Annotated in this window: 16 protein-coding genes; 4 read left to right on the forward strand and 12 right to left on the reverse strand. The window is 54.5% G+C overall.

Annotation, left to right across the window (positions count from 1 at the left end):
* The first annotated feature begins 278 nt into the window (after nucleotides 1-278).
* The 3 genes from porW to uvrC all read left to right on the forward strand — a co-directional run bounded on the left by porW (nucleotide 279) and on the right by uvrC (nucleotide 7,734).
* Nucleotides 279-3,191 (forward strand): type IX secretion system periplasmic lipoprotein PorW/SprE, encoded by a 2,913-nt coding sequence (porW, locus tag ABD903_RS07495; protein ID WP_345222752.1) that lies wholly within the window; start codon nucleotides 279-281, stop codon nucleotides 3,189-3,191.
* A gap of 9 nt (nucleotides 3,192-3,200) precedes the next feature.
* Complete coding sequence (locus tag ABD903_RS07500) at nucleotides 3,201-5,543, forward strand: penicillin-binding protein 1A (RefSeq protein WP_345222754.1); 2,343 nt, start codon at nucleotides 3,201-3,203, stop codon at nucleotides 5,541-5,543.
* Between the two features lie 355 nt (nucleotides 5,544-5,898).
* Complete coding sequence (gene uvrC, locus ABD903_RS07505; RefSeq protein ID WP_345222756.1) at nucleotides 5,899-7,734, forward strand: excinuclease ABC subunit UvrC; 1,836 nt, start codon at nucleotides 5,899-5,901, stop codon at nucleotides 7,732-7,734.
* Nucleotides 7,735-7,880: 146 nt separating this feature from the next.
* Here the strand turns inward: uvrC and porN are convergent, their stop codons facing one another.
* From porN to lipB, 10 genes are all read right to left on the reverse strand, one after another.
* The gene (porN, locus tag ABD903_RS07510) at nucleotides 7,881-8,783 is read right to left on the reverse strand and encodes a type IX secretion system ring subunit PorN/GldN (RefSeq protein ID WP_345222757.1); all 903 of its coding nucleotides are present in this window, start codon (nucleotides 8,781-8,783) and stop codon (nucleotides 7,881-7,883) included.
* A 43-nt stretch (nucleotides 8,784-8,826) separates the two neighbouring features.
* Nucleotides 8,827-10,410, reverse strand: a complete 1,584-nt coding sequence (porM, locus tag ABD903_RS07515) for a type IX secretion system motor protein PorM/GldM (RefSeq protein WP_345222758.1) — start codon at nucleotides 10,408-10,410, stop codon at nucleotides 8,827-8,829.
* 65 nt (nucleotides 10,411-10,475) lie between these two features.
* A complete protein-coding gene (gene porL, locus ABD903_RS07520; protein ID WP_345222760.1) occupies nucleotides 10,476-11,240 on the reverse strand; it encodes a type IX secretion system motor protein PorL/GldL in 765 nt (254 codons plus the stop codon).
* Between the two features lie 90 nt (nucleotides 11,241-11,330).
* The gene (gene porK, locus ABD903_RS07525; RefSeq protein ID WP_425555419.1) at nucleotides 11,331-12,347 is read right to left on the reverse strand and encodes a T9SS ring complex lipoprotein PorK/GldK; all 1,017 of its coding nucleotides are present in this window, start codon (nucleotides 12,345-12,347) and stop codon (nucleotides 11,331-11,333) included.
* A 234-nt stretch (nucleotides 12,348-12,581) separates the two neighbouring features.
* A complete protein-coding gene (locus ABD903_RS07530; protein WP_345222761.1) occupies nucleotides 12,582-13,562 on the reverse strand; it encodes a PorP/SprF family type IX secretion system membrane protein in 981 nt (326 codons plus the stop codon).
* 155 nt (nucleotides 13,563-13,717) lie between these two features.
* Complete coding sequence (locus ABD903_RS07535) at nucleotides 13,718-14,548, reverse strand: uroporphyrinogen-III synthase (RefSeq protein WP_345222763.1); 831 nt, start codon at nucleotides 14,546-14,548, stop codon at nucleotides 13,718-13,720.
* A 65-nt stretch (nucleotides 14,549-14,613) separates the two neighbouring features.
* The gene (locus tag ABD903_RS07540; RefSeq protein WP_345223105.1) at nucleotides 14,614-15,630 is read right to left on the reverse strand and encodes a DUF4271 domain-containing protein; all 1,017 of its coding nucleotides are present in this window, start codon (nucleotides 15,628-15,630) and stop codon (nucleotides 14,614-14,616) included.
* 163 nt (nucleotides 15,631-15,793) lie between these two features.
* The gene (locus tag ABD903_RS07545; protein ID WP_345222765.1) at nucleotides 15,794-16,861 is read right to left on the reverse strand and encodes an MraY family glycosyltransferase; all 1,068 of its coding nucleotides are present in this window, start codon (nucleotides 16,859-16,861) and stop codon (nucleotides 15,794-15,796) included.
* Nucleotides 16,862-16,914: 53 nt separating this feature from the next.
* Entirely contained in the window at nucleotides 16,915-17,331 is a 417-nt protein-coding gene (locus ABD903_RS07550; protein WP_345222766.1) for a hypothetical protein, read from the reverse strand.
* Nucleotides 17,328-18,122: a lipoyl(octanoyl) transferase LipB gene (gene lipB, locus ABD903_RS07555; protein ID WP_345222768.1), complete on the reverse strand. Its 795-nt coding sequence runs from the start codon at nucleotides 18,120-18,122 to the stop codon at nucleotides 17,328-17,330. The genes ABD903_RS07550 and lipB overlap by 4 nt, the downstream gene beginning before the upstream one ends.
* Nucleotides 18,123-18,336: 214 nt before the next feature.
* Between lipB and ABD903_RS07560 the strand changes: the two genes are divergently transcribed.
* Complete coding sequence (locus tag ABD903_RS07560; RefSeq protein WP_345222769.1) at nucleotides 18,337-18,690, forward strand: YraN family protein; 354 nt, start codon at nucleotides 18,337-18,339, stop codon at nucleotides 18,688-18,690.
* Here the strand turns inward: ABD903_RS07560 and ABD903_RS07565 are convergent.
* Nucleotides 18,687-19,706, reverse strand: a complete 1,020-nt coding sequence (locus ABD903_RS07565; RefSeq protein ID WP_345222771.1) for a toxin-antitoxin system YwqK family antitoxin — start codon at nucleotides 19,704-19,706, stop codon at nucleotides 18,687-18,689. The genes ABD903_RS07560 and ABD903_RS07565 overlap by 4 nt on opposite strands.
* A 106-nt stretch (nucleotides 19,707-19,812) precedes the next feature.
* Nucleotides 19,813-21,645, reverse strand: a complete 1,833-nt coding sequence (htpG, locus tag ABD903_RS07570) for a molecular chaperone HtpG (RefSeq protein ID WP_345222772.1) — start codon at nucleotides 21,643-21,645, stop codon at nucleotides 19,813-19,815.
* Nucleotides 21,646-21,756: the final 111 nt, after the last annotated feature.

The raw sequence follows: 21,756 nt of genomic DNA on the forward strand, positions 1-21,756 counted from the left end.
TAATGAGGGGCGACAAAGGTACACCACGGCGCCCGTAATACAGGCCGGAACCCGCACATTATGAGGCCTGTTCCGCGTTTTTGCCGACGAGCCGGGCAAAATTGACGTACTTTAACCTGATTTGCGGCGTTGTACTTGGTCTTCGGCCCTCCGAACTGGGGGCTGAACGAAAGAGCTGCTCAGCAGCGTTTTCCAAGCACGACTACCTTCCACCCCACCCGCTGTTGTCTGTGGCGAATCCTTCGCGTATTGCTTTGTTACCGATTGGCGGCCTGCTTGTGGCCGCAGCTACTTGGCTGAGCGGCTGTTCGGCCGAGCGGCACAATTTCGTAGCCCGCTCTTATCAGAACCTTGTCGCCCGCGACAACGGCTACTTCTTGGCCCGCGAGAAAATGCGGGAAGTGGAAGCTGGTCTATATAAGGAGCGACCGGCCGATTACAACCGCACGCTGCCGCTGTTGCCGGTAGTGGATTCGGTGAAGGCCGTGCAGCTCACCGCCGACCTCGACGATGTGGTGAAGAAAGCCTCGCTTCCCATTCAGCGGCGGCCCGGCAGCGACTACACCGACGACGCCTACATCCTCATTGGCAAAACGCGCTTTTATCGGCGCGAGTTTGAGGACGCCACCAAGACCTTCAAGTACGTTAACACCACCAGCCCCGACGCCAACGCCAAGCACGAGGCGCTGATCTGGCTGATGCGTACGTACATGACCACCAAAGAGTGGGACAACGCGGCCTATGTATCGGCTTTGCTCGATAAAGAGCAAGGCACCGAACGCAATGCCCGGGAGCTGTTCCTGACTCGCGCGCAGTACTACATCTGGCAAGGCGACGAAAAACAGGCCATTGAAAACCTGAACAAGGCCATTCCTTACATTCCGCAGAAGGATGAACGCTCCCGCACGCGCTACGTGCTGGCTCAGCTTTACCAAAACCAGGGGCAGGACAAGGAAGCCTACGCGCAGCTCAACCAGATTCTGAAGCGCAACCCGCCGTACGAGCTGGACTTCTTCTCGAAGCTGATGCTGGGTCAGGTATCGGACTTGAACCAGACCGACCGGGCCCGCCTCGACAAGTACTTTGCAAAACTGCTGAAGGACTCCAAGAACAAGGAATACCGCGACAAGATCTACTATGAACTGGCGCGGCTCGAATACCGTCAGCAGCGCTACGATAAGGCCTTGGGGTTGCTGAACCAGTCGGTGCGAGCCAACACCCAAAACCGGGCGCAACGGGCGTATGCCTACTTGCTGTCGGGACGTATTTACTACGAGAACCTGCAGAAATACCGCTTGGCCGCAGCGTATTACGACAGCACCACGCAAAGCCTGCCGCGCGAAGCGCCCGAGTATGCCGCTACGGCCGAACGCCGCGACATTCTGCGCGACTTTGCTCAGCAGCTGACCACCATTGAAACGCAGGACAGCCTGCTGGCACTGGCGCGCCTCGATACGGCTACGCTCCGCACACGCCTGACGGCCTACGCCACCGCCGAGCTGGCCGCGCAGCAGCGCGAAGCAGAGCGGCAAGCAGTGCTGGCGGCTCGTTCGGCCAACCAAACCGCCACCGGCCAGGACCCCGGTCGCGCTGGCAACCCCGACCTCGACCCGTTGGCTTTTGCCAATGCTTCTACCGGAGCCCAATGGTATTTCGATAACCCCACGGCTCTGAGCACGGCCCGCAGCGACTTTCAGCGCCGCTGGGGCGACCGGCCCCTCACCGACAACTGGCGCCTGAGCAGCTTGGCTACCCAAGCCCCCATTGCCAACGGCGGGGCCCCGGTAACCGTAGCGGGTAACGCCGACAGCAACGTAAACCCGCCGGCGCAGGCCCAAGCCGATCCGGCCACGCAACGCGCGGGCCTAGTGGCCCAGTACCGCCAGCAGATTCCGTTCACGGCCGAGCAACAATTGCAGGCCGAGGCAAAAATTGAAGAGGCTACTTACGCTCTGGCCGCTATTTACAGCCAGCAATTGAAGGAGCTGCCCAAATCGGCGGAAACGTACGACCAGTTTGTAAAGCGCTTCCCCACCAGCAAGCGTTTGCCTGAAGTGTACTACAGCGCCTATCTGGTAAACCAACAGGTACCCGATGCGCCGCGGGCCGAGCAATACGCCCAGAAGCTGCGGGAGCAGTTTCCCAACTCGTCGTATGCCCGCCTGGTGGCCGACCCCGAGTACCTGCGCCGCACATCGGTAGCGAACCAACAAATGGCGGTGGTACTCGACTCGGCTTTTGCCCTGTATAAGAAGCAGGAGTTCAAGAAAGCTTCCGCCACGGTAGCACGGGCCCGCAAGCAGTACCCGCAAACTGACTTGAACGACCGGGCAGAGTACCTACAGTTACTGCTGACGCTGCGCACCCAGCCGCCCACTGCCCACAAACCCGCGGTAGATGCCTTCGCCAAAAAGTACCCCGAAAGCCCACTGGTACCCAAAGCCCAGGAGTACTTGACTGCCTACGCCAAGTATGAAGCCGGTCAGTTGGCCGGTGCTTTGGCTTCGACGGAAAAGCCGCGGGTATCTTACTTCCGCCCCGGCGAGATAGAAAACCGCATGCGCATTTCTACCGGTGACGACGAGCCATCCATTTCAGCGCCGACCAAACAGCCGGCCGCTGCAACTGCCACACCTGCGCCAACCGCAACGAAATCCTCATCGGGCACACCTGCCACCTCTGCTACCGACAAACCTTTGGCGGCAGGCACAGCCAAACCAGCGCCGGCCGTTGTTACTCCCGTACCTACGCCCACAACCGAGCAACCAGCGGCAGCGGCCGGAACACCCGCAGCTGTTACCGAACCTGCGCCTGCGCCTGTGTCCCCATACAAAGCAGACTTGAGTGCTCCCCAGGCCGTAGTCATTTCCTTTCCTACCGATAACGCCACGTTCAAGGACCTGCAAGCGCAGCTGGTTGCTTACAACAACCGGTTTTACAAAGCCAGTAACCTGACGATTCAACCCCAGACGGTTGGTCCTAACACCTTGCTGGTGGTGCAGCCCCTGGCAGGTAGTAAAGTGGCCCAGAGCTATGCACTTAAGCTCCGCAGCCCGCAAGGCCCGCTCATGAAGCTGCGCAACGCGGGTTACCAATCCTTTCTGATTGGTATTGACAACCTGCCGGTGCTGCTGCAGCGCGGCAATCTGGAGGAGTACCTGCAGTTCTTCCAGCAAACTTATCGTCCGTAATTCTCCGGCATGTCCCCTACTGTTTCGCGGTCCAAGCCTGCTTTTCGCGCCAAGCCCAATCGTCCCGAGCGTTTTTCAGCCCTTACGCGTACCCTGTGGGTGCTATTTGGCGCCGGCATATTGGGTTTCGTGCTCTATGTTTTTGCCGTCAGTATCAACTTTCTGAACCTGTTTGGGCGCATGCCCAACCTCAAAACGCTCGAAAACCCCAAGAGCGAGCTGGCTTCGGAAATCTATTCGGCCGATGGGGTGCTAATGGGCAAGTATTTCCGCGAGAACCGCACACCCGTGGAGTACCAGGAGCTGGCCCAGAGCACCATCGATGCGTTGGTGGCCACCGAAGACGCCCGCTTTGAGGAGCATTCGGGCATCGACCCCAAGGCCATGGCCCGCGTAGCCACGGGCTTTGTGCGGGGCGGTAAAAACGGCGGCGGCTCTACCCTTAGCCAACAGCTGGCCAAACTGCTGTTTCGCACCCGCGAAGACCTCGACGACGGCCGCCTGAACGACGTGCCCGGCTTGCGCATGCTCATCACCAAAACCAAGGAATGGATTTTGGCCGTGCGCCTGGAACGCAACTACACCAAGCGCGAAATTCTGCGCATGTACCTGAACACGGCCGAGTATGGCTCGAACGCGTTTGGTATTCACACGGCGGCCAAAACGTTTTTCAACAAGCGCCCCAAAGATCTGAGCCTGGTGGAATCGGCTACGCTGGTGGGCCTCGTGAACGGGCCTTCGTGGTTTAACCCCGTGCGCAACCCCGAACGCTCCCGCCGCCGCCGCGACTGGGTGCTGAGCCAGATGCGCAAGTACGGCTACATCGACGAGCCGACGTACACCAGCGCCATTGCCAAGCCCATTAAGCTCGATTACAAAGTAGAAAACCAGAACGAAGGCATTGCGCCGTACTTCCGCACCGAAGTCAGCAAGATGCTGCGCGAATGGGCCAAGGACACCGAGCACGATTTGTACGCCGACGGCCTGAAGATTTACACCACCATCGATTCGCGCATGCAGAAGTATGCCGAAACCGCCGTGGCCGACCATATGAAGCTGCAGCAAAAGTGGTTCGATGCCCACTGGAAAGGCCAGCAGCCGTGGCGTGACGAGAACGGCAAGCTCATCCCGAACTTCCTGAGCACCTCCATCAAGCGCACCGAGCGGTACCGTGCCCTGCAGGCCCGTTACCCCGATAACCCCGATTCTGTTAAGTACTACCTGAACAAGAAGTACAAGATGAAGGTGTTTACCTGGCAGGGCGGCGAGAAAGAGGTGTTGATGTCACCCATGGATTCGCTGGCGTACTACAAACGCCTGTTGCACGCCGGCTTTATGGCCATGAATCCGCTTAACGGCCAGGTTAAAGCATGGGTAGGTGGTATTAACTACAAGTACATTAAGTACGACCACGTAAAGCAGGGCAAGCGTCAGCCAGGCTCCACCTTCAAGCCATTTGTGTACGTTGCGGCCATCGACCAGGGCTATTCGCCCTGCTACCAGCGCCCCGACGTGGCTACTACTTTCCCCGCCGTGGCCGGCCGGGCAGCTTACACGCCCCGTAACTTCGAAGGCAGTTTTTCGGGCCGCACGTTCACGCTACGCGAAGCTTTGGCCCGCTCCATGAACTCCATTACGGCGTGGCTGGTGCAAAAGCTCGGTCCCGAAACCGTGGTGGCATACGCCAAGCGTTTGGGCATCACATCGCCCATTGAGGCCGTGCCCGCCGTCGGTTTTGGCTCTTCCGATGTGAGCATTTACGAGCTGTCGGGCGCTTACAGCACCTTCGTGAACAAGGGCGTATGGACTTCGCCCATGATGGTGACGCGCATCGAGGACAAAAACGGCAATGAACTACGTGTATTTGTGCCCCAAACCAAGGAAGCCCTAGGCGAGGAAACGGCCTACCTGATGACGCACATGATGCGTGGCGCCGTGGAGGAGAAGGGTGGCACCAGCATCATTCTGCGCGGAGGCTTTAAATTCAAGAACCAGATTGCGGCTAAAACCGGCACCACTTCCAACTACTCCGACGCTTGGTTTATGGGCATGACGCCCGACCTGGTGTGCGGCATGTGGGTAGGCGGCGAAGACCGTTCCATTCACTTCCGCACCGGCTCTTACGGGCAAGGGTCGCGGCTGGCGCTGCCCATCTACGGTCTGTTCATGAAGCAAGTGTTGGCTAACAACAAGCAAATCGGCATTAGCACGGCCGACTTCCCCAAGCCTTTGCAGCCGCTGAGCATTGAAATCGACTGCTCGCGCTACTACGGCGGCACCCGCGACACTATTCCGTATGAGCAGAAGCTCAACCAAGTGGACATGCAGGATATTGACGACGAAGACATTTAGCCGCACGCAACGCCACTTCGCTCTGCCACCGCGAGCTAGCGTCACGTATTTGCAACCGCCCACTCTCCTAGGTAAACGTAACGGTGCCACGACTACGAAGTCGTGGCACCGTTACGTTTACGGTCCAAGCTCCACCGCATGCATTCAGTCGCACGTCCCAACTACGCCTCGGCACATCCCAGGCGTCTCATCCCGACCGGGCGACGCCGCCTCGTTGCCAAACGATGGTCACGGGCCTCTCGAAGGTGCGGGCACTACTCTCCCGGTACAACCTCCGTGGGATGCTAGTGAATTCTGCCAACCCCGCCGTTGTTTTGGTAGTTTAAATGCCTGCTGACTTACCGCATCTGCCCTTATGGCTGCTCAAGAATACCTGCAAGACCAGATTCGCCAACTGCCCCACCGCCCGGGCATCTACAAATACTTCGACGACGAAGGCCGTATTATATACGTGGGCAAAGCCGTGGACTTGCGCAAGCGGGTGAGCAGCTACTTCACCAAGCAGGACCACAACAAGAAAACCCAGCAGCTGGTCAAAAACATCCGCCGCATCGAGTTTACCATCGTCGACTCCGAATCGGATGCGTTTCTGCTGGAAAACAACCTCATCAAGCAGCACCAGCCCAAATACAACATCCTGCTGAAGGACGGCAAGACCTATCCCTACTTGTGCGTCACAAACGAGCGGTTTCCGCGCGTTCTGCCCACGCGCAACAAGATCAACGATGGTTCGCGCTACTACGGCCCGTACGCGAGCGTCACGGGCATGAATTTGATTTTGGAGCTTATCCGGGCCCTCTATCCGCTGCGTACCTGCACCTATAACCTTTCACGCGAAAACGTAGAGGCTGGCAAGTACAAGGTTTGCCTTGAATATCACTTGGGCAACTGCAAGGGGCCTTGCCAGGACCTCATTGACGAAGAAACCTATAACCTGAACATTCAGCAAATCCGCAACATACTGGCCGGTAACCTCACCGTGGCCAAAGGTTATTTCAAAGACCGCATGATGCAGGCGGCCCAGGATCAGCAGTATGAGTTAGCGCATCAGTTCAAGGTGAAGCTCGACAAGCTCGACGACTTCCAAACCAAGTCAACCGTTGTGAATCCCGCGCTGTCGAACATCGACGTGTTCAGCATCGCGTCCAATGAAAAATCGGCCTTCATCAATTACCTGAAGGTGATGAACGGCTCCATTATCCAGACACAAAGCTTGGAGGTTCAGAAAAAGCTCGACGAAACCGATCCTGAAATCCTGGCCCCTATGGTCATGCAGCTACGGCAGGATTTTGAAAGCGAGTCGCGGGAAATCCTGGTGAATGTGGAACTACCCGACCTGCCCCTACCGGGCGTGAAAGTGGCCGTTCCCGAAATTGGTGACAAACGCAAGCTGCTGAACCTCTCTATTAAAAACGTACTCTACCTGCGCAAGGAGAAGGAGTCGATGAACGAGAAGTCCAAGGATGTGAACGAAGTGCGCATCATGGAAACCATCAAGAAGGACCTCCGCCTGAAAGACCTGCCACGTCACATCGAGTGCTTCGATAACTCAAACTTTCAGGGCGACAACCCCGTGGCTGCTATGGTGTGTTTCCGCAACGCCAAGGCCAGCAAAAAGGACTACCGCCACTTCCATATCAAGACCGTCGTGGGGCCCAACGACTTCGACTCGATGTACGAAATCGTGACGCGCCGCTACCGTCGTTTGCTTGACGAAGGAGCCAGTCTGCCCCAACTCATCATCGTTGATGGCGGCAAAGGCCAATTGGGTATGGGTGTCAAGGCTCTCCGTGACTTAGGCATCTGGGGCCAAATCCCCATCATTGGTATTGCCAAGCGCCTCGAGGAAATCTACGTTCCCAACGACCCACTGCCGCTTTACATTGATAAAAAGAGCGAAACCCTCCGTCTCATTCAGCGCATGCGCGACGAAGCCCACCGCTTCGGCATCACCTTCCACCGCTCCCGCCGCGACGCTGCCATGCTTAAAACCGAGCTGACTGACGTGAAAGGGTTGGGGCCAGCTACAGCTGACAAACTGTTAAGCAAGTTCAAGTCCGTCAAGAAAATCAAGGAGCTCAGCGAAACTGAACTGGTAGCCGAAGTAGGTAAAGCTAAAGCTCGGGTTTTGCTTACCTATTTCGCCGAGCGAGAGCAGCAAAACGCCACTCCTACTACCCCTACTGAATAATTACTCACTCTAATACCCCAGCCAAGGCTTAAATCCCTAAGAAGCTCTTCAGCTGTTTATGCCAATGTATAAACGAAAAGGCCCTGCCAAGATTGGCAGGGCCTTTTCGTTTTTCTAAAGAACTATAAGCAATGGACTTTTTCTGCTTAGAAGCTCCAGAGGCTGTATTCGTACTCGATCAGATCAGCTGCGGCTTGCGAAGCAGCCAGTACACCTTGCTGTTGGCCACCGTAGATTTCGTCAAGACGCGAATCACTTGGGTTCGACACCTTCACGATGTAGGAGTTAAACAGCCACAGTTCGAATGCATCAGCTAGGTTTTTGTGCTGGGCGTCGTTCTGAGGGTTAAACCAAATGGCTTTGTCCGGATTGGCACGGAACACACGCACCAAGTCCGAGTACTTGAAAGTACCGATTGACTTTTCAATACCCGAGGTGTTAGAGCTCAACGTAGAGGGCACCAACAATGTCACGGTTTTGATGTCGTGGTACATTCTCGACCGCTTTTTATCAAAGATCATGTCCTCCTTCAGTTCCATCTGGTAGAGGTCTTTGTAGCGGTACTCGTATGAAACCGGTGCTGGTGGCGCCTTTTTTACTGGCGCAGCGGCTTTCTTGCCCTTAGCTCCTTTTTTAGGAGCTGGAGCACCCCAGCCGTCATCAGCAGCAACATCATCCTGCGTGAAGCCAGCCGCCTTTTCTTCGTCGCTCAAGCCTGCAGAGGCTTCCGCGTACGACATGTTAGCCGAAACTTCCTGCGGGTTGTAAGTCGACGTGAGCGAGTCGTTTTTGTAAGCTTGCAATTCGCCACGCTTCACCGCCTCCATAATGACGCGGCTGATTTCCTTGCCTTCCGAGAACATAGGCTTGTTCTGCTTTTCGCGCAAATCGATGGCACGCCATACGGTTTTGCGGAACATGATATCGGAATTCGGAATGGGGCGGTACGAACCGTTGCTGCTGGCCGTGGTGGCCTGCTCTTGGGCTGAAGCCGAAACCGACAGCGTCAAGCCAGCGGCTAAGGCGGCGAATGAAAGAAACTTATTCATGTGAGGTTAAGCGAAAAGAGCGGGGAATTAGTTCAGCAAAAGCTTAGATCAGCGGCACGTTGAACTGCTTCGACACGCGCACTTCCTCTTGTTCGCCACGGAAATTCATGCGGCGCACTTCTTTCACTTCAATGTACAGACGGTCACCTTCACGAGCCGTGTTAACAACGTCGCTGAGGTTAGCCTCCGGGCCATCGATTACACGTGGGAAACCCGAAACGGGACGCTTGCCACGCACCAACGTCACTTCATACCGCGTAACGCGGTATTTAGCGTCGTCAGGCAGGAAAGTCTGGAAACCTTGGTCGGCCACGGCACGCAAGCTCAGGTTACGTACAGCCGTAATCGGCGTACCCTGTTTCTCGTTTGCCTCACGGCCACCCACGATGCATTTGATTTCAGGCTTGGGAACCGGGCGAACTTGGAAAGTTTGCGAGCCGATGGCATTACCACCGCTGCTTACGTTCAGTGTTACTTCACGGGAGTTAGGAACCAGTGTTACGTCACCGGTTTTTTCACCCGTAATAACCTGAGCACCCGAAGCCGAGAAGCCCGGCTTGTACTGAGCACCCAAAGCAGGTACTTGTACATTCAGCTTGTTACCGCACTTGAAGTACAATGCCTGTACCGAAGCCGACTGAATCTGCATTACCGGCTTCGACACCACGTATGGTACCGTTACCTTAAACGTAGTATCACGTCCGGCATTGCGGATGCGCACAGTACCCGTCCAAGTTTTCTTGGCGTTGCCAGCAGCATCGAACGCGCCGGGAGTTGCCGTGAATTCAATCTTGCCACGGCCATCCGGACCAACCTTCAGCGGCGAACCGTTCAAGGTCATTACAGGAGTGATGCTCGAAGCCGAAGCCGTCAGGAACAACTCTGCCTTGTACTTGGTACCGGCCGCAACCGTGTTGGACTCAGCACTGGCGAATGCTCCGATTTTGTCGAATACAATCGTTTTAGCACCTACTTTTTCCGACAGCTTAGCTAATGCATCGGCTTCGTACTTCAGTACTTCCGCTTCCTTCTGAGATAGAACAGCCAGAGCAGCTACTACTGGAGTATTCTCAAAGTTCAGTTCTGCGAAGTTTTTGTTTTTCTGGTCCTTGGTTACCGACGGGTCGTCTTTGGGCTCGATTGCCAAGGGCTTAGCATCGGGAGCGAAACCCTTGATGTAATCCGAGTACTTGTTCAGCTCGTCTTTCATCTTGTACGCTTCGCCGTTTTTCTTACCGCCAAGCATGTACATCGCTACCTTATCCTCAGCGCTAACGTTTTTGTAAACGTTGCTGCCTTTCACGTTTTCCGTCTTCACCAATAGTTCGTCACGTACGCCACGCAGATACGAAATCATGGACTTGGTACGCTCCCGAACTTGCTTGCTTTGCTCCAGTACCGCTAAGTCCTGCTTCTGGTTCTGGTTTTTCGCAACCTGTGCCTGAATGCTCTTAACCGTTCCGTCGTGGTCTGCTGTAACCTTTTCGTTGATGTTAAGCAGGCTATCGTCCAGAAACTTGAACTTAAGCAAGATTGCGGAGTTTACTTGCAGCGCAAGAAGGGCAGTCAGTACCAAGTACATCATGCCAATCATCTTTTGCCGCGGTGTTTCTTTACCTCCCGCCATTGTAGTGGGTTCCTAAATTCTAGTGTGGGTGGATTGGAAAGATGCTGATTATGTACTACTAACAATTAGTTAGGAGCACGCATAGCATTCAGCATGTTGCCGTACACGCGGTTCAACGAATTGAGGTTGACGGTCAGCTTGGCAACTTCATCCTTAAACTGCTCGGTGTCTTTGCCAGCGGTTACCAAGTTCTCCATGGCTTGGCTCAAAGTGCCGTAGAACTTGTTCATCGACTTCAAGTGCGTGTTGGCATCCTGAAGTTCCATTTCGTACACTGCATTCAGCGCGCCCAGGTTCTTGGTAACGTTCTGCACTTGCAAGTGGTATTCCTTAGCATCAGCCGTTGCGCTCGACATTGCAGTCATAGCTTCAGCAGTTTGCTTGTAAGCAACGTTAATGTTATCCAGCGACTGAGCAGCCGAGCGTACACGCTGGGTGTACTCGTCTGTAGCATTGGTAGCATCACCTAGGGTGCTCAATTGCGCCGTGGTAGTGCTCAAGCGGTTCAGGCCTTCGCCCAGCGAACGGATAGCATCCGGGGTTACATTGGCATCGTTGAGCATGTCGTCGAGCTTGCGCGTCAGGCCTTTGCCCGAGTTGTCAACCAGCGAGTTGTCTCCCGTCGAAGGGTCGTAGCCTTCCGACAGCTGTGGGTAAACCAAAGCCCAGTCCGGCTCTTTCGACGTGGGCTGGAATGCACTAAGAGCAAAGATTAGAGCTTCTGTTCCCAACCCCACGATAAGCATCGTGTCAGCACCATCCCAGTGCATGATTTTGAAAAGTGCGCCGATGATTACAACTGCTGCGCCAAGGCCGTAAACTTTCGGCATGACCACATCATAAAGGAAGCTTCCTTTTTGTGCCATTTTTAAGTAATTCTTTGAAAGAGGTGGGTGTCGTGTGAAAAAGCAGGGAAGGAATTACAAGGCCGTGTTAGTGCCCATGCCAATCTGGATCATGGTGCAACGGAAGCCAATGTAAGAGCGGGCCGAGTCCTGGTATTCGAAGTTACGCGTACCAGTTTCGAGGAAATACGCAATGTCTTTCCAGGAACCACCACGAACCACTTTGCGCGGCTCGTTATCGTCGGGGTTAGTGGGGTTCATGTCCCACACGACTGGCATTGTAGCCTCCATGTAAGCATCATCGCACCACTCCGATACGTTACCTGCCATATCGTACAGGCCAAAATCATTCGGGAAGTATGCTCCTACTGGCGAGGTGTAAGCAAATCCGTCGCTTGCATAATCGCCGCGACCGGGTTTAAAGTTCGCCAGCATACAACCTTTTGAGTTGCGCAGGTACGGTCCACCCCAAGGGAACGTAGCCAATTCGCGTCCACCACGAGCTGCGTATTCCCATTCTGCCTCCGAAGGCAAACGGAAACCGGGCACACCAGCCACGCCCTCTTCAGCAGCAGCCGTGTTCTTATTCTTTGTGCGCCAGCTGCAGAAATATTTAGCAGCGAACCAATCAACACCCACTACCGGGTAATCATCGAAGGCGGGGTGAGAGTAATAATACTCCATCAAAGGGTCACCCATGTGGTAGGTAAAATCACGCACCCACACGGTTGTATCCGGATACAATTCGGTCATGATGTATTCCTGGCCCAAGATGTCAATGGAATCTTGGAGAATAGCATTCATGAACTGACGGTACTCGTTATTCGTGATTTCCGTCTCATCCATGTAAAAGCCGGCGATGGTCACCTGCTTGTTCATGTTTACCATTGAGGCCGCAATGTCCTCGTCAGTTTGACCCATGTGGAAGGTACCACCTGGGCAAGGAACCATGCCAAACGGCACCTCCTGCGGGTTAAATTCGGGCCGATCTTCAGCACCCACCAAGTCGCCCTGGGGACCTTTGCTGAAACTACAGCCGCCCAACATTAATGCCACGTAGGCAATGAAGGGCAAAGCGAAAAACTTGTTCATGTGAGGGTGATAGTGACTGTACAGGAGGCGGTACCCAAAGATTCCAATTTTGCAGTTGGCAAATTTAGTGACAAAGGCTTTCATACGCAAGCCTTTCGCCTAACCACATCGGTTTGTCTACGAAGCGGTTAGAGTGCTCGGTAAACGGCCGATGCTGTTAGGTTATTTTACAAGGCCTAAAAAGATAGGCTTACACCAACTGAACATCAATATAGACGGTCGCTGTGGGGTAAATTAAAAGCTGTAGCGCGGGGTGCGAACAGCGGGGCGTACGGCGAGCCCAGGTTTGGGCAAACGATACGACAACATGATTTCATGCGAACTGGTAGCTCGCGCATCCTGATTAAATGCAATAAAGTCGAAGGCGTATCCCAGGCGGAGCGCATTGTCCTTAGCAAAGGCAATGCCAGCCATACCGGTAAAGGATTCCTCGAAGCGGTAACCAAGGCCTCCCCAGAACTTATCGTTGATCGTGGCACGAGCGCCGAGTTCGAACGAGTTGTTATCCAGCGTGAAGCCTGACTTGCCCGGGATAACTAGTTTCGCAATACCTGTAGGGGTTAAAACGATGGCATCGGTGAGGTCGAAATTATAACCGAGGGTTAAGTAGCCGTGATTAGCTGCCGACATTTGCGCTGTATTTCCTCCACCTTCGCTTTGGAACTGGAATTTCGAACGCAACAAATTATTTACGCTCAATCCGCCATACCAACGAGGCGACTCATACCATACCCCGATACCAGCGTCTACTTTGCGGTCGGAACTGTTGATAGGTACGTTCGGGTCATTCGCATCGACGGCGCGATACTGGCCGTGATTGATGTTGTGAAAAATGCCTTGAATACCTAAGCCTAAACGGCCTTCTTCTCCTACTTTGAAGTGTTTGGAATATGATAAGGCGCCCGTTGTGATGCCTTGTTCCGCAATGATATCGTGGTAAATCGTTAGGCCTATACCCCCGCCGATGGCAGCAATAGGCAAGTTCGCGGTGAGTACACCCACCTTTTCATCGCCTCCTGAATCGATAGTACCCTTGTAGTTAAAGTACTGGTTACGGACGATGGCAGTAACGTCGCCCTGACCTTTAATGCCCGCATAAGCAGGGTTAAGATACATGCCATTAAATCCATAATGGCTAAACTGGGGTTGCTGCTGCGCAAATGCAGTGGAGGCTGCAGCCGTGAGCAGCAGGGTGGCAAGTAGAGTTCCCTTCATATGAAAGCGGGTGGTTTGGAACGTTACGATGGGGTGGTCAACGTAAGTGTTTTCAAATGTAAAGAATTTTGCTCCTGCAACAAACGGATGCCAAAAAACAAAAGGAGAAGCAAAAAATTTTGCTTCTCCTTTATAATCAAGCCATTAAAGCGTGATTACGCTTTTTGCTTATTGTTCCGAGATTGGTCTTTGGCAATTTCAGCACCGTGGTGGTAGCGGATATACGCTTCAATTGCTCCCGTCATTGAAGGCGCATTGGGGTGTGGAGCCTCAATATCCAATTCCAAGCCGGCATCACGTACTGCTTTGGCCGTGGTCGGGCCGAAGGCAGCAATACGGGTGCCCTCCTGAACGAAATCCGGGAAGTTGATGAAAAGGGAGCTAATACCGGAGGGGCTGAAGAAGGCCAGACAGTCGTACTTCACATCCGACAGATCGGATAAGTCGCTGGCTACAGTCCGGTAGATAACGGCCTCGGTGAACTTGAAACCATTAGCTCGCATGAACTCCGGAATATCGTCCTTCCGGATATCGGAGCACGGGTAAAGAAACGTCTCGCTCTTGTGCTTCTTAATTACATCGAACAGATCAACTGCCGTACGTAGCCCAACGAACAGTTTGCGCTTACGCAGCACTATGTATTTCTGCAGGTAGTTTGCCGTTTGCTCCGAGATACAGAAGTATTTCATCTCGGCGGGCATTTCAATTTTCGCTTCCTGGCAGATGCGAAAGAAATGATCTACCGCATTGCGGCTGGTGAAGATAACGGCTGAGTGGTCGAGGATATTTACCTTCTCTTTGCGAAAATCCTTGTAGGAGACAGGATCTACTTGAATGAATTCGCGAAAGTCTACTTTGATGCCGTATTTTTCAGCAATAGCAAAGTAAGGCGATACATCGTTAGCCGGCTTTGGTTGGGTCACCAGGATACTACGGATGCGTTGCGCATGCCGACCCGTTCCCGGCTTATCTGTGCTCTCGGCCATAAGAAAGAAGAAGGTAAACTTTGAGCAATACTGAGGGGTGTACGCGACATGCCGCCGCTCGAAAATCAGTAAGTGAAAACTAAAACCTTAAGCAAAATGGCTAAAGGGATGATTTCCGTGGCGCAAAAGTACGAAAACAAATGCAGATTTAGCAGGGAGGTACGTCGATGAATAGTTCGGGCAACCCGCGCTACTGTTGCTAACAACATAATGGTTACCACACCATTGGAAACCCACAATACCCCCTCCGACCACGATTGGTTGAGGATTAAGTAGAGTAGCATAACCCCCGGCAAAAAGAACCCCATAAACAGAATACTGCGCACGAATTCGCGGTACTGGGGCGTGACGAGCGGGGATAAATCAAAGATGTATCCCATAAGGGCCAGGAAAAGAAACCGCAGCAGCACGAAGGCACTGACGAGCAGAGTGTACAGCAACACTCGGATAACCAAATCGGACTCGGGGACGGCAAACAAGCGCCGTAGGATAAGAACGTTCTGAACGTTGGTGTGAATAGCCGTAAGCAACAGGGCAAACGATAAAGCAAAAACCAACACCAATACCAAGTTTAGCCAAGTAATGGTGGGGCGGGTCAGGAAGTTTTGTTCGCCGGGGGCATTACTCCAAAGCTCGTAGATACGAGCGAAGCCGGGCTGATATGCCGTGCGAATTCCGCCGTATAAAAGGCCAACTAAAAGCAAAAAACACAGAAAAACGTTTTGCCCCTGATAGATAGGGACCTTGGCTTGCGGCTGCCAACTGGAGGCAGCGCTGTTGTTTTTAAAGGCCACCGACGCACTCTGCGGCAGCTCATTAACGAAGGAAACGTAGTTCGGCGAAGCCTCGGGGTGCCAGACGCAGAGCAAGTGCTTGCCCGTAGTAGCACCAGCCGGAAGCAAACGACTCAGGTCCAGTGTGTATGACGATGACCGTGGCGCGGTAAAGACCAGCTGGTTATCGAGGAAGAGGCTTAATGACTTCTGCGCCGTGAAGGTGACCGGCAACGGTCGTTGAGGGGTGATGTCAACCCACTGATAATACGCCTGCGTAGGCGTATGATAACCCGGCAGGTACAGCACCAAGGCATTGCGCGAGGCATCGAAAATCAGCCAATCGGAAGTAATGCCGACGGGTGCCACGGGTGGCAAAGGCCGGTATTCGATGGCCGATGCCGGGTACACACCAAGCCAAAGCAGCCAGCAAACGGGCCACAAAACAAACCGGCGTAGCTTCCGAAGAGAACTATGAAGCCACGCGCTGTTGGGAACTGCGGCTGCGGTACGTCCCAAGAAAGACACTTAGAGCAAGTGAGAAAACCAGCAGGGCAGCAATGATCAGCGTGTTGCCCTGTATGGCGAAGTTGATGACGAACAGGATGACCACCAAGTTGAGCAGAGCCAGCAGCAGCACGGTGCTAATTTGCTGGAAGCCCATGGCTAAGATTCGGTGGTGAATGTGGTTTTTATCCGGAGTGAAAGGCGAGGTTCCTTTTAACACCCGTACCGTGAATACCCGTAGCGTATCAAACAATGGGACGAACAGAATACCAATTGCCACGGCCGGATTAGCCGTGCCGAAAGGCTGACTGGTGGTTACGCCCATTTCGATAAACTGGATGGTGAGCACCGACACAATAAAGCCGCACATCAATGAGCCCGTGTCGCCCATGAAGATAGTGGCCTTGTGAAAGTTGTAGCGCAAAAAGCCTAAGATGCCGCCTATTACGCACACCGCCACAAACACGTAGTTGCTGAAGTTTTCCCCGCCGTAACGGTAGAAATAATACCCAAACGTGGCCACAATAATGATGACCACGGAGCCGGCTAATCCATCGAGCCCGTCGATGAGATTTACGGCGTTGGTGATGCCCGTAATGGCAAGAAAAGTAAAGGCGTAACTTACTCCTATGGGCAATTCGTGTATGCCGAAAATGCCTTGAAAGCTGGTTACGCGCACATCGGCCATAAACATTACAATGCCGGTAGCCAAAAGCTGGCCAATGAGCTTCTTGGAGGCCGAGATGGAAACCAAATCGTCCTTAAGCCCCACGAAAAACAGCACAATGCAGCCGGCAAGTAAATGCTGGACGCCATTGTTCAGATCGGCGAAAATGGTGAGGGCCGACATGAAGCCGGCAAAAATGGCTACGCCCCCCAAACGGGGGGTAAGCAAGGCATGCACCGTCCGCTTATTAGGCTGGTCGAGCATGTTCTTGAGGTGGGCAATGTAAATGACGGACGGCACGGCAAACAGGGCTACCAAAAAGGCCCAGAGGAAAGCCAGTCCCAACGTCACGACGTCTGTCTTCATAAATTGGTTGTGAGCGGGTAAAGTTACGCAACAGGTACTGAAGCAGATGCGACTCAGCTGTGTAACACCCCTTCGCGCCCCAGCAACGCAATGGGTATCAGGTTATCGGGCACAATGGAATCGGGCACGAAAACGTACTTCTTGTCGAAAATCTGGGTACCACGGTAGTAGCTTACCCAGTACTGGTTGTTGAGGTGAAATAAAGCGGGGTCGATGGGTTCGATGGGAACGGCAGACTGCGGCTCTACTTCCGGAAAGTGATGGCGCAACGTGGAAGTGCGCACAGTATGCCCACTGGCATCGAGGCCGTAGCCGTTAGAGCTGATGATGACGTTGCTGAGCGCGAAGTCGTTGTAGTTAATGAGGTACACCAACCACCCCGCTTTGCCTTGCTCTACTGCGGCGGCCTCATCGGGCACTACCGCCACCGCCACGCCCTCTACGGGCTCGAAGGGTATGTCTTTTTTCATGAAGCTTTTTCAACGATTTCCGCCCCCATGAGTTCCGCCAAATGCGGCAGAAAACGGTCTTCTACTTCCCGCATAGGCACAGGATGGCCAAGTTCCTGGGCCAGCGAAGTCACGGCCTTGTCGGTAATACCACAGGGTACGATATGCCCGAAGTAGCTCAAATCGGTGTTAATGTTCAAAGCAAAACCGTGCATCGTTACCCAGCGGCTGCATTTTACACCCATGGCGCAAATCTTACGCGGGTTGGGCGCGCCGGCTTCGTAATCGAACCACACGCCGGTTAAGCCTGCGATGCGACCGGCGGAAAGGCCATAATCGGCCAAGGTTAAGATAACGGCTTCTTCAAGCGTGCGCAGGTACCAGTGAATGTCGGGCTTGAAGTTTTCGAGGTCGAGGATGGGGTAACCGACGAGTTGACCGGGGCCGTGGAAGGTTATGTCGCCGCCGCGGTTTATGCGGTGAAATGTGGCCCCGTGGGCTGCCAGACCGGTTTCATTCAACAGCAGGTGCTCGGGCTTACCGCTTTTGCCCAAAGTATACACGGGCGGATGCTCGCAGAGCAACAAGCGGTTGGGCGTTAGCTCGGGGGGCGTACCAGCGGTTTCGTGCTGGCGGTTGCGCGTTTTTATGGCAACGGCCGCTGCCAACAACTCTTCCTGGTACGCCCAGGTAGGCTCGTATTCTACGCGGCCCAAACGCTCCAGCTCCACACGCTGTACCCCGAATGCGTTATGCCCGGCAGTGGCCAGGTTATCGGCTGCGGACGAGGGAAGGGCAACGGACTGGGACATACGCGGAAAAAGCAGTTAGCCGAAGCTGGTAAGTGCAATTAAGTAAGTAGTTGCTTGTCAGCGGTGTTGTGCATTAGCAAAAACACCTCCAAAAGAGCATTTTGCTGCTTTTCAGGAGCAGTACCTCCCCAACTGCGGCTCGGTACCTTTATCAGGAGGAGCCCTGCAAAGGTAGTAGATTAAGGACCCTTTCGGGGAATAGCCCGGTTTGCACATGCCTACTTCTGCCCACCTCGGCGCCACGGGCGAACAAGCCGCCGCCGATTTTCTTACCACTCAAGGATACACCGTGGTGGCGCGCAATTACCGACACGGTCGGGCCGAAATAGACTTAATAGCCCAACAAGGCGGCAAGCGACTGGTGTTTGTGGAAGTGAAAGTTCGTAGCGACCTGCGCTACGGCTTCCCCGAGCAAAGCGTAACACTCGCCCAGCAGCAGCGCGTGCGCCGCGCCGCCGAGCACTACCTGCTCAGTACCAACTGGCTGGCCGATATCCGTTTCGACATCCTAGCCCTCACCCCTACTACCGGGGGGTTCCGCGTTGAACACTTCGAAGACGCGTTTTAATTGCGGCGCGGCAGACTGGGGTTCTTAGCGTCGGCTTCGCGCTTGTCGAGCTTGTCCTTCTCGTAAATGAGTACGCCGTTGCGGTTGTACTCCTTCATCAGCACTGGCTCGGTTTCGGGCTCGTAGCCCGATTCGCCGTACTCGTACTCGTAGTGACGGCGGTTACGGAACCCCCAGTATTTGGTCCAGTTACCAACTTTCCGCCCGTTCTCGAACTGTCCGGTCCAGTCGAGCTGCCCATTAGGCTTGAAGCTCACGTATTCGCCCTCGAGTTTGCCGTCGATGTAGGGAATTACCTCCTTAATCATGGTGCGGCCACCGTCGTAGTAGCTAATGTTGGCGTCACGCGGGTAACCCTGCTCGTAATGGACTTTGGAAACCAGAATGTTTTCCTTGGTCAACCGCTCCCACCGCAGGTGGCGTGTACCCACATTATAGAAGCCGGTTTCGACGACTTTGCCGCCCTGCATTTTCTTGTACGGGCCGTGCAGCACCTTCACTTTGGTCAGATCCTGCTCGGCGCCGTCTTTATAGATGCGCTTTTTGGCCGGATTAAAGTACCACTTAGTGGGAGCGTACGTGTTAGGCTGCTTGGGCACTTTCAGATAATAGAAAACCTCTATTATCTGATTTCGCCCTTTCGCACCCGACTTGGAGTAGCCTTTCTTGATTCGCTCGCCCAGGAAAATGTTCTTCTTTTTCTTGGCCGATTTCCGCTGGCTTTCCTTCTGTTTTTCGGCGGCTTTTCGCTCTTCCTCTTTCGTTAGCTTTTTAGCCGTGCTTAGCGAAGGCGCGTTGGTTGTGTCACGCGTCGAGGCCAAAGAATCGGTGCTGGCCAGCAGCGACGTGGCAGGCACATCGGGCCGGCTGTTGAACGAAACGGTTTTCTTGGCGCAGGCACCGAGCAGAAATATTAGCCCCAGAAAGGCTGGCAACAAGCGAATCGGACGCATTGGGTAAGGCAGGCGGGTATCGAAGTGCGAAACGTAAAGATAGGGGTTGATAGTGCCCGTCATTGAAATTGGCTATACAACCCCAGAGCCGTCAGCCCGAACGCAGCGAAGGACCTTACCCCGCTGGTTCTAACGGGGTAAGGTCCTTCGCTGCGTTCGGGTGCTACGTTTATTCGGCGGCTAGCAAATCGGCACTACGCTTCACGAAAGCCGTGAGGGCCTCGCCTTTCAGCATGCCTTGGGCCAGCAAGGCCAGATCGAAGGCTTGCTTGGCTAGCTTGGCGGCGGCTTCGTCGTCGGCTTTCAGCACGCGTTGGGCCACCGGATTGTTGGCGTTTACGCTCACGGTGTAGCTATCGGGCAAGGAGCCGAACATAGCCATGCCGCCTCCACCGCCGGCTCGCTGCATGTCTTTCATGCGGCGCATGAACTCGGGCAGCGTGATGATAACCGGGGCATCCTGCGGAGCCATGGCATCCACCTGCACGTTCATCTGGGGGTTGTTGATGGCCTTGGCGAAGAGCTCCTGCAACTTGGTTTTCTCGTCGTCGGTCAGCACGCTTTCGGTGGTTTCGTCCTTCTCGATGAGCTTGCTCACCGTGTCGGCATCCACGCGCTTAAAGGTGGTTTTCTCCAGCTTCTGCTCCAGCAAACCGATGAAGTGCGAGTCGAGCACGCCGTCGAGCTTAAGCACGTCGTAACCGCGGTCCTGGGCTGCTACCACGTAGGCGTGCTGGGCTTCGGCGTCGGTGGTGTAGAGGAGCACGGTTTGCTCGTTCTTGTCCTGCTGGTTGGCTTGTACTTGCTCTTTGTACTCGTTCAGGGTAAAGAACTTGCCGCTCACGTTCTGCACCAGCGCAATGTCTTTGGCGCGGTCGTAGAACTTGTCGTCGGAGAGCATGCCGTACTTCACGAACATGCCGATGTCGCCCCACTTTTCCTCGAACGAGCTACGTTCTTTGCGGAAGATTTCGGCCAGCTTGTCGGCTACCTTCTTGGTGATGTACTGGTTGATTTTCCGCACGTTGGCATCGGCTTGCAGGAAGCTGCGCGACACATTCAGCGGAATATCGGGCGAGTCGAGCACGCCGTGGAGCAGCATCAGGAACTCGGGCACCACGTCCTTCACCTCGTCGGTAATGAACACCTGGCGCGAGTAGAGCTGAATCTTGTTGCGCTGCAGCTGCAGCTCGTCCTTCACTTTCGGGAAGTATAGAATACCCGTCAGGTTGAAGGGGTAGTCCACGTTCAGGTGAATCCAGAACAGCGGCGCGTCGGAGAAAGGGTACAGCTCCTGGTAGAACTTGGTGTAGTCCTCGTCGGTCAGCTCGGCGGGCTGCTTGGTCCAGATCGGCTGCGTTTGGTTGATTACCTCGCCCTCGAACTCGATGGGGATAGGGAGGAACTTGCAGTACTTGGTGAGAATGGTGCGCAGGCGCTGGGGCTCCAGAAACTCGTCGGAGTCTTCGGCCACGTGTAGCACCACGTCGGTACCGCGCTCGGCCTTCTCGGTGGTTTCGAGGGTAAATTCCGTGCTGCCGTCACAAATCCAGCGGGCGGCTTCGGTGCCCTCGCGGAAGCTCTTGGAGAAGATTTCGACCTCCTTGGCTACCATGAAGGCGGAGTAGAAACCCAAGCCGAACTGACCGATAATCTGGTCTTTGGCGGCGGCGTCTTTGTCCTTGTACTTCTCCACGAACTCGGTGGCCCCGGAGAAGGCAATCTGGTTGATGTACTTCTTGATTTCCTCGGCCGTCATGCCGATGCCGCGGTCCGACACGGTAATGGTGCGGGCTTCTTTGTCGACGCTTACCGTCACTTTCAGCTCGCCGGCTTCCCCTTGGTACTCGCCCAGCTGCGCGAGGCTTTTCAGCTTCTGCGTGGCATCCACGGCGTTCGACACCAACTCACGGAGAAAAATCTCGTGGTCGGAGTACAGGAATTTCTTAATGATGGGGAAGATATTCTCGGTGTGGATCGAGATGCTACCGGTTTCTTGCATAGCAGTTTAGCGAAGCAGGTTTGAGGTTCAGGAAAACAGGTTTACGCCCAAAACGGCGCGGAGCCAGCTCTTCAAACCTCGGTCCATGCCTACCTGCGTCCCGGCTTTAGC

Source organism: Hymenobacter koreensis (genome assembly GCF_039541855.1).
In the GTDB taxonomy this organism is placed as follows: domain Bacteria; phylum Bacteroidota; class Bacteroidia; order Cytophagales; family Hymenobacteraceae; genus Solirubrum; species Solirubrum koreensis.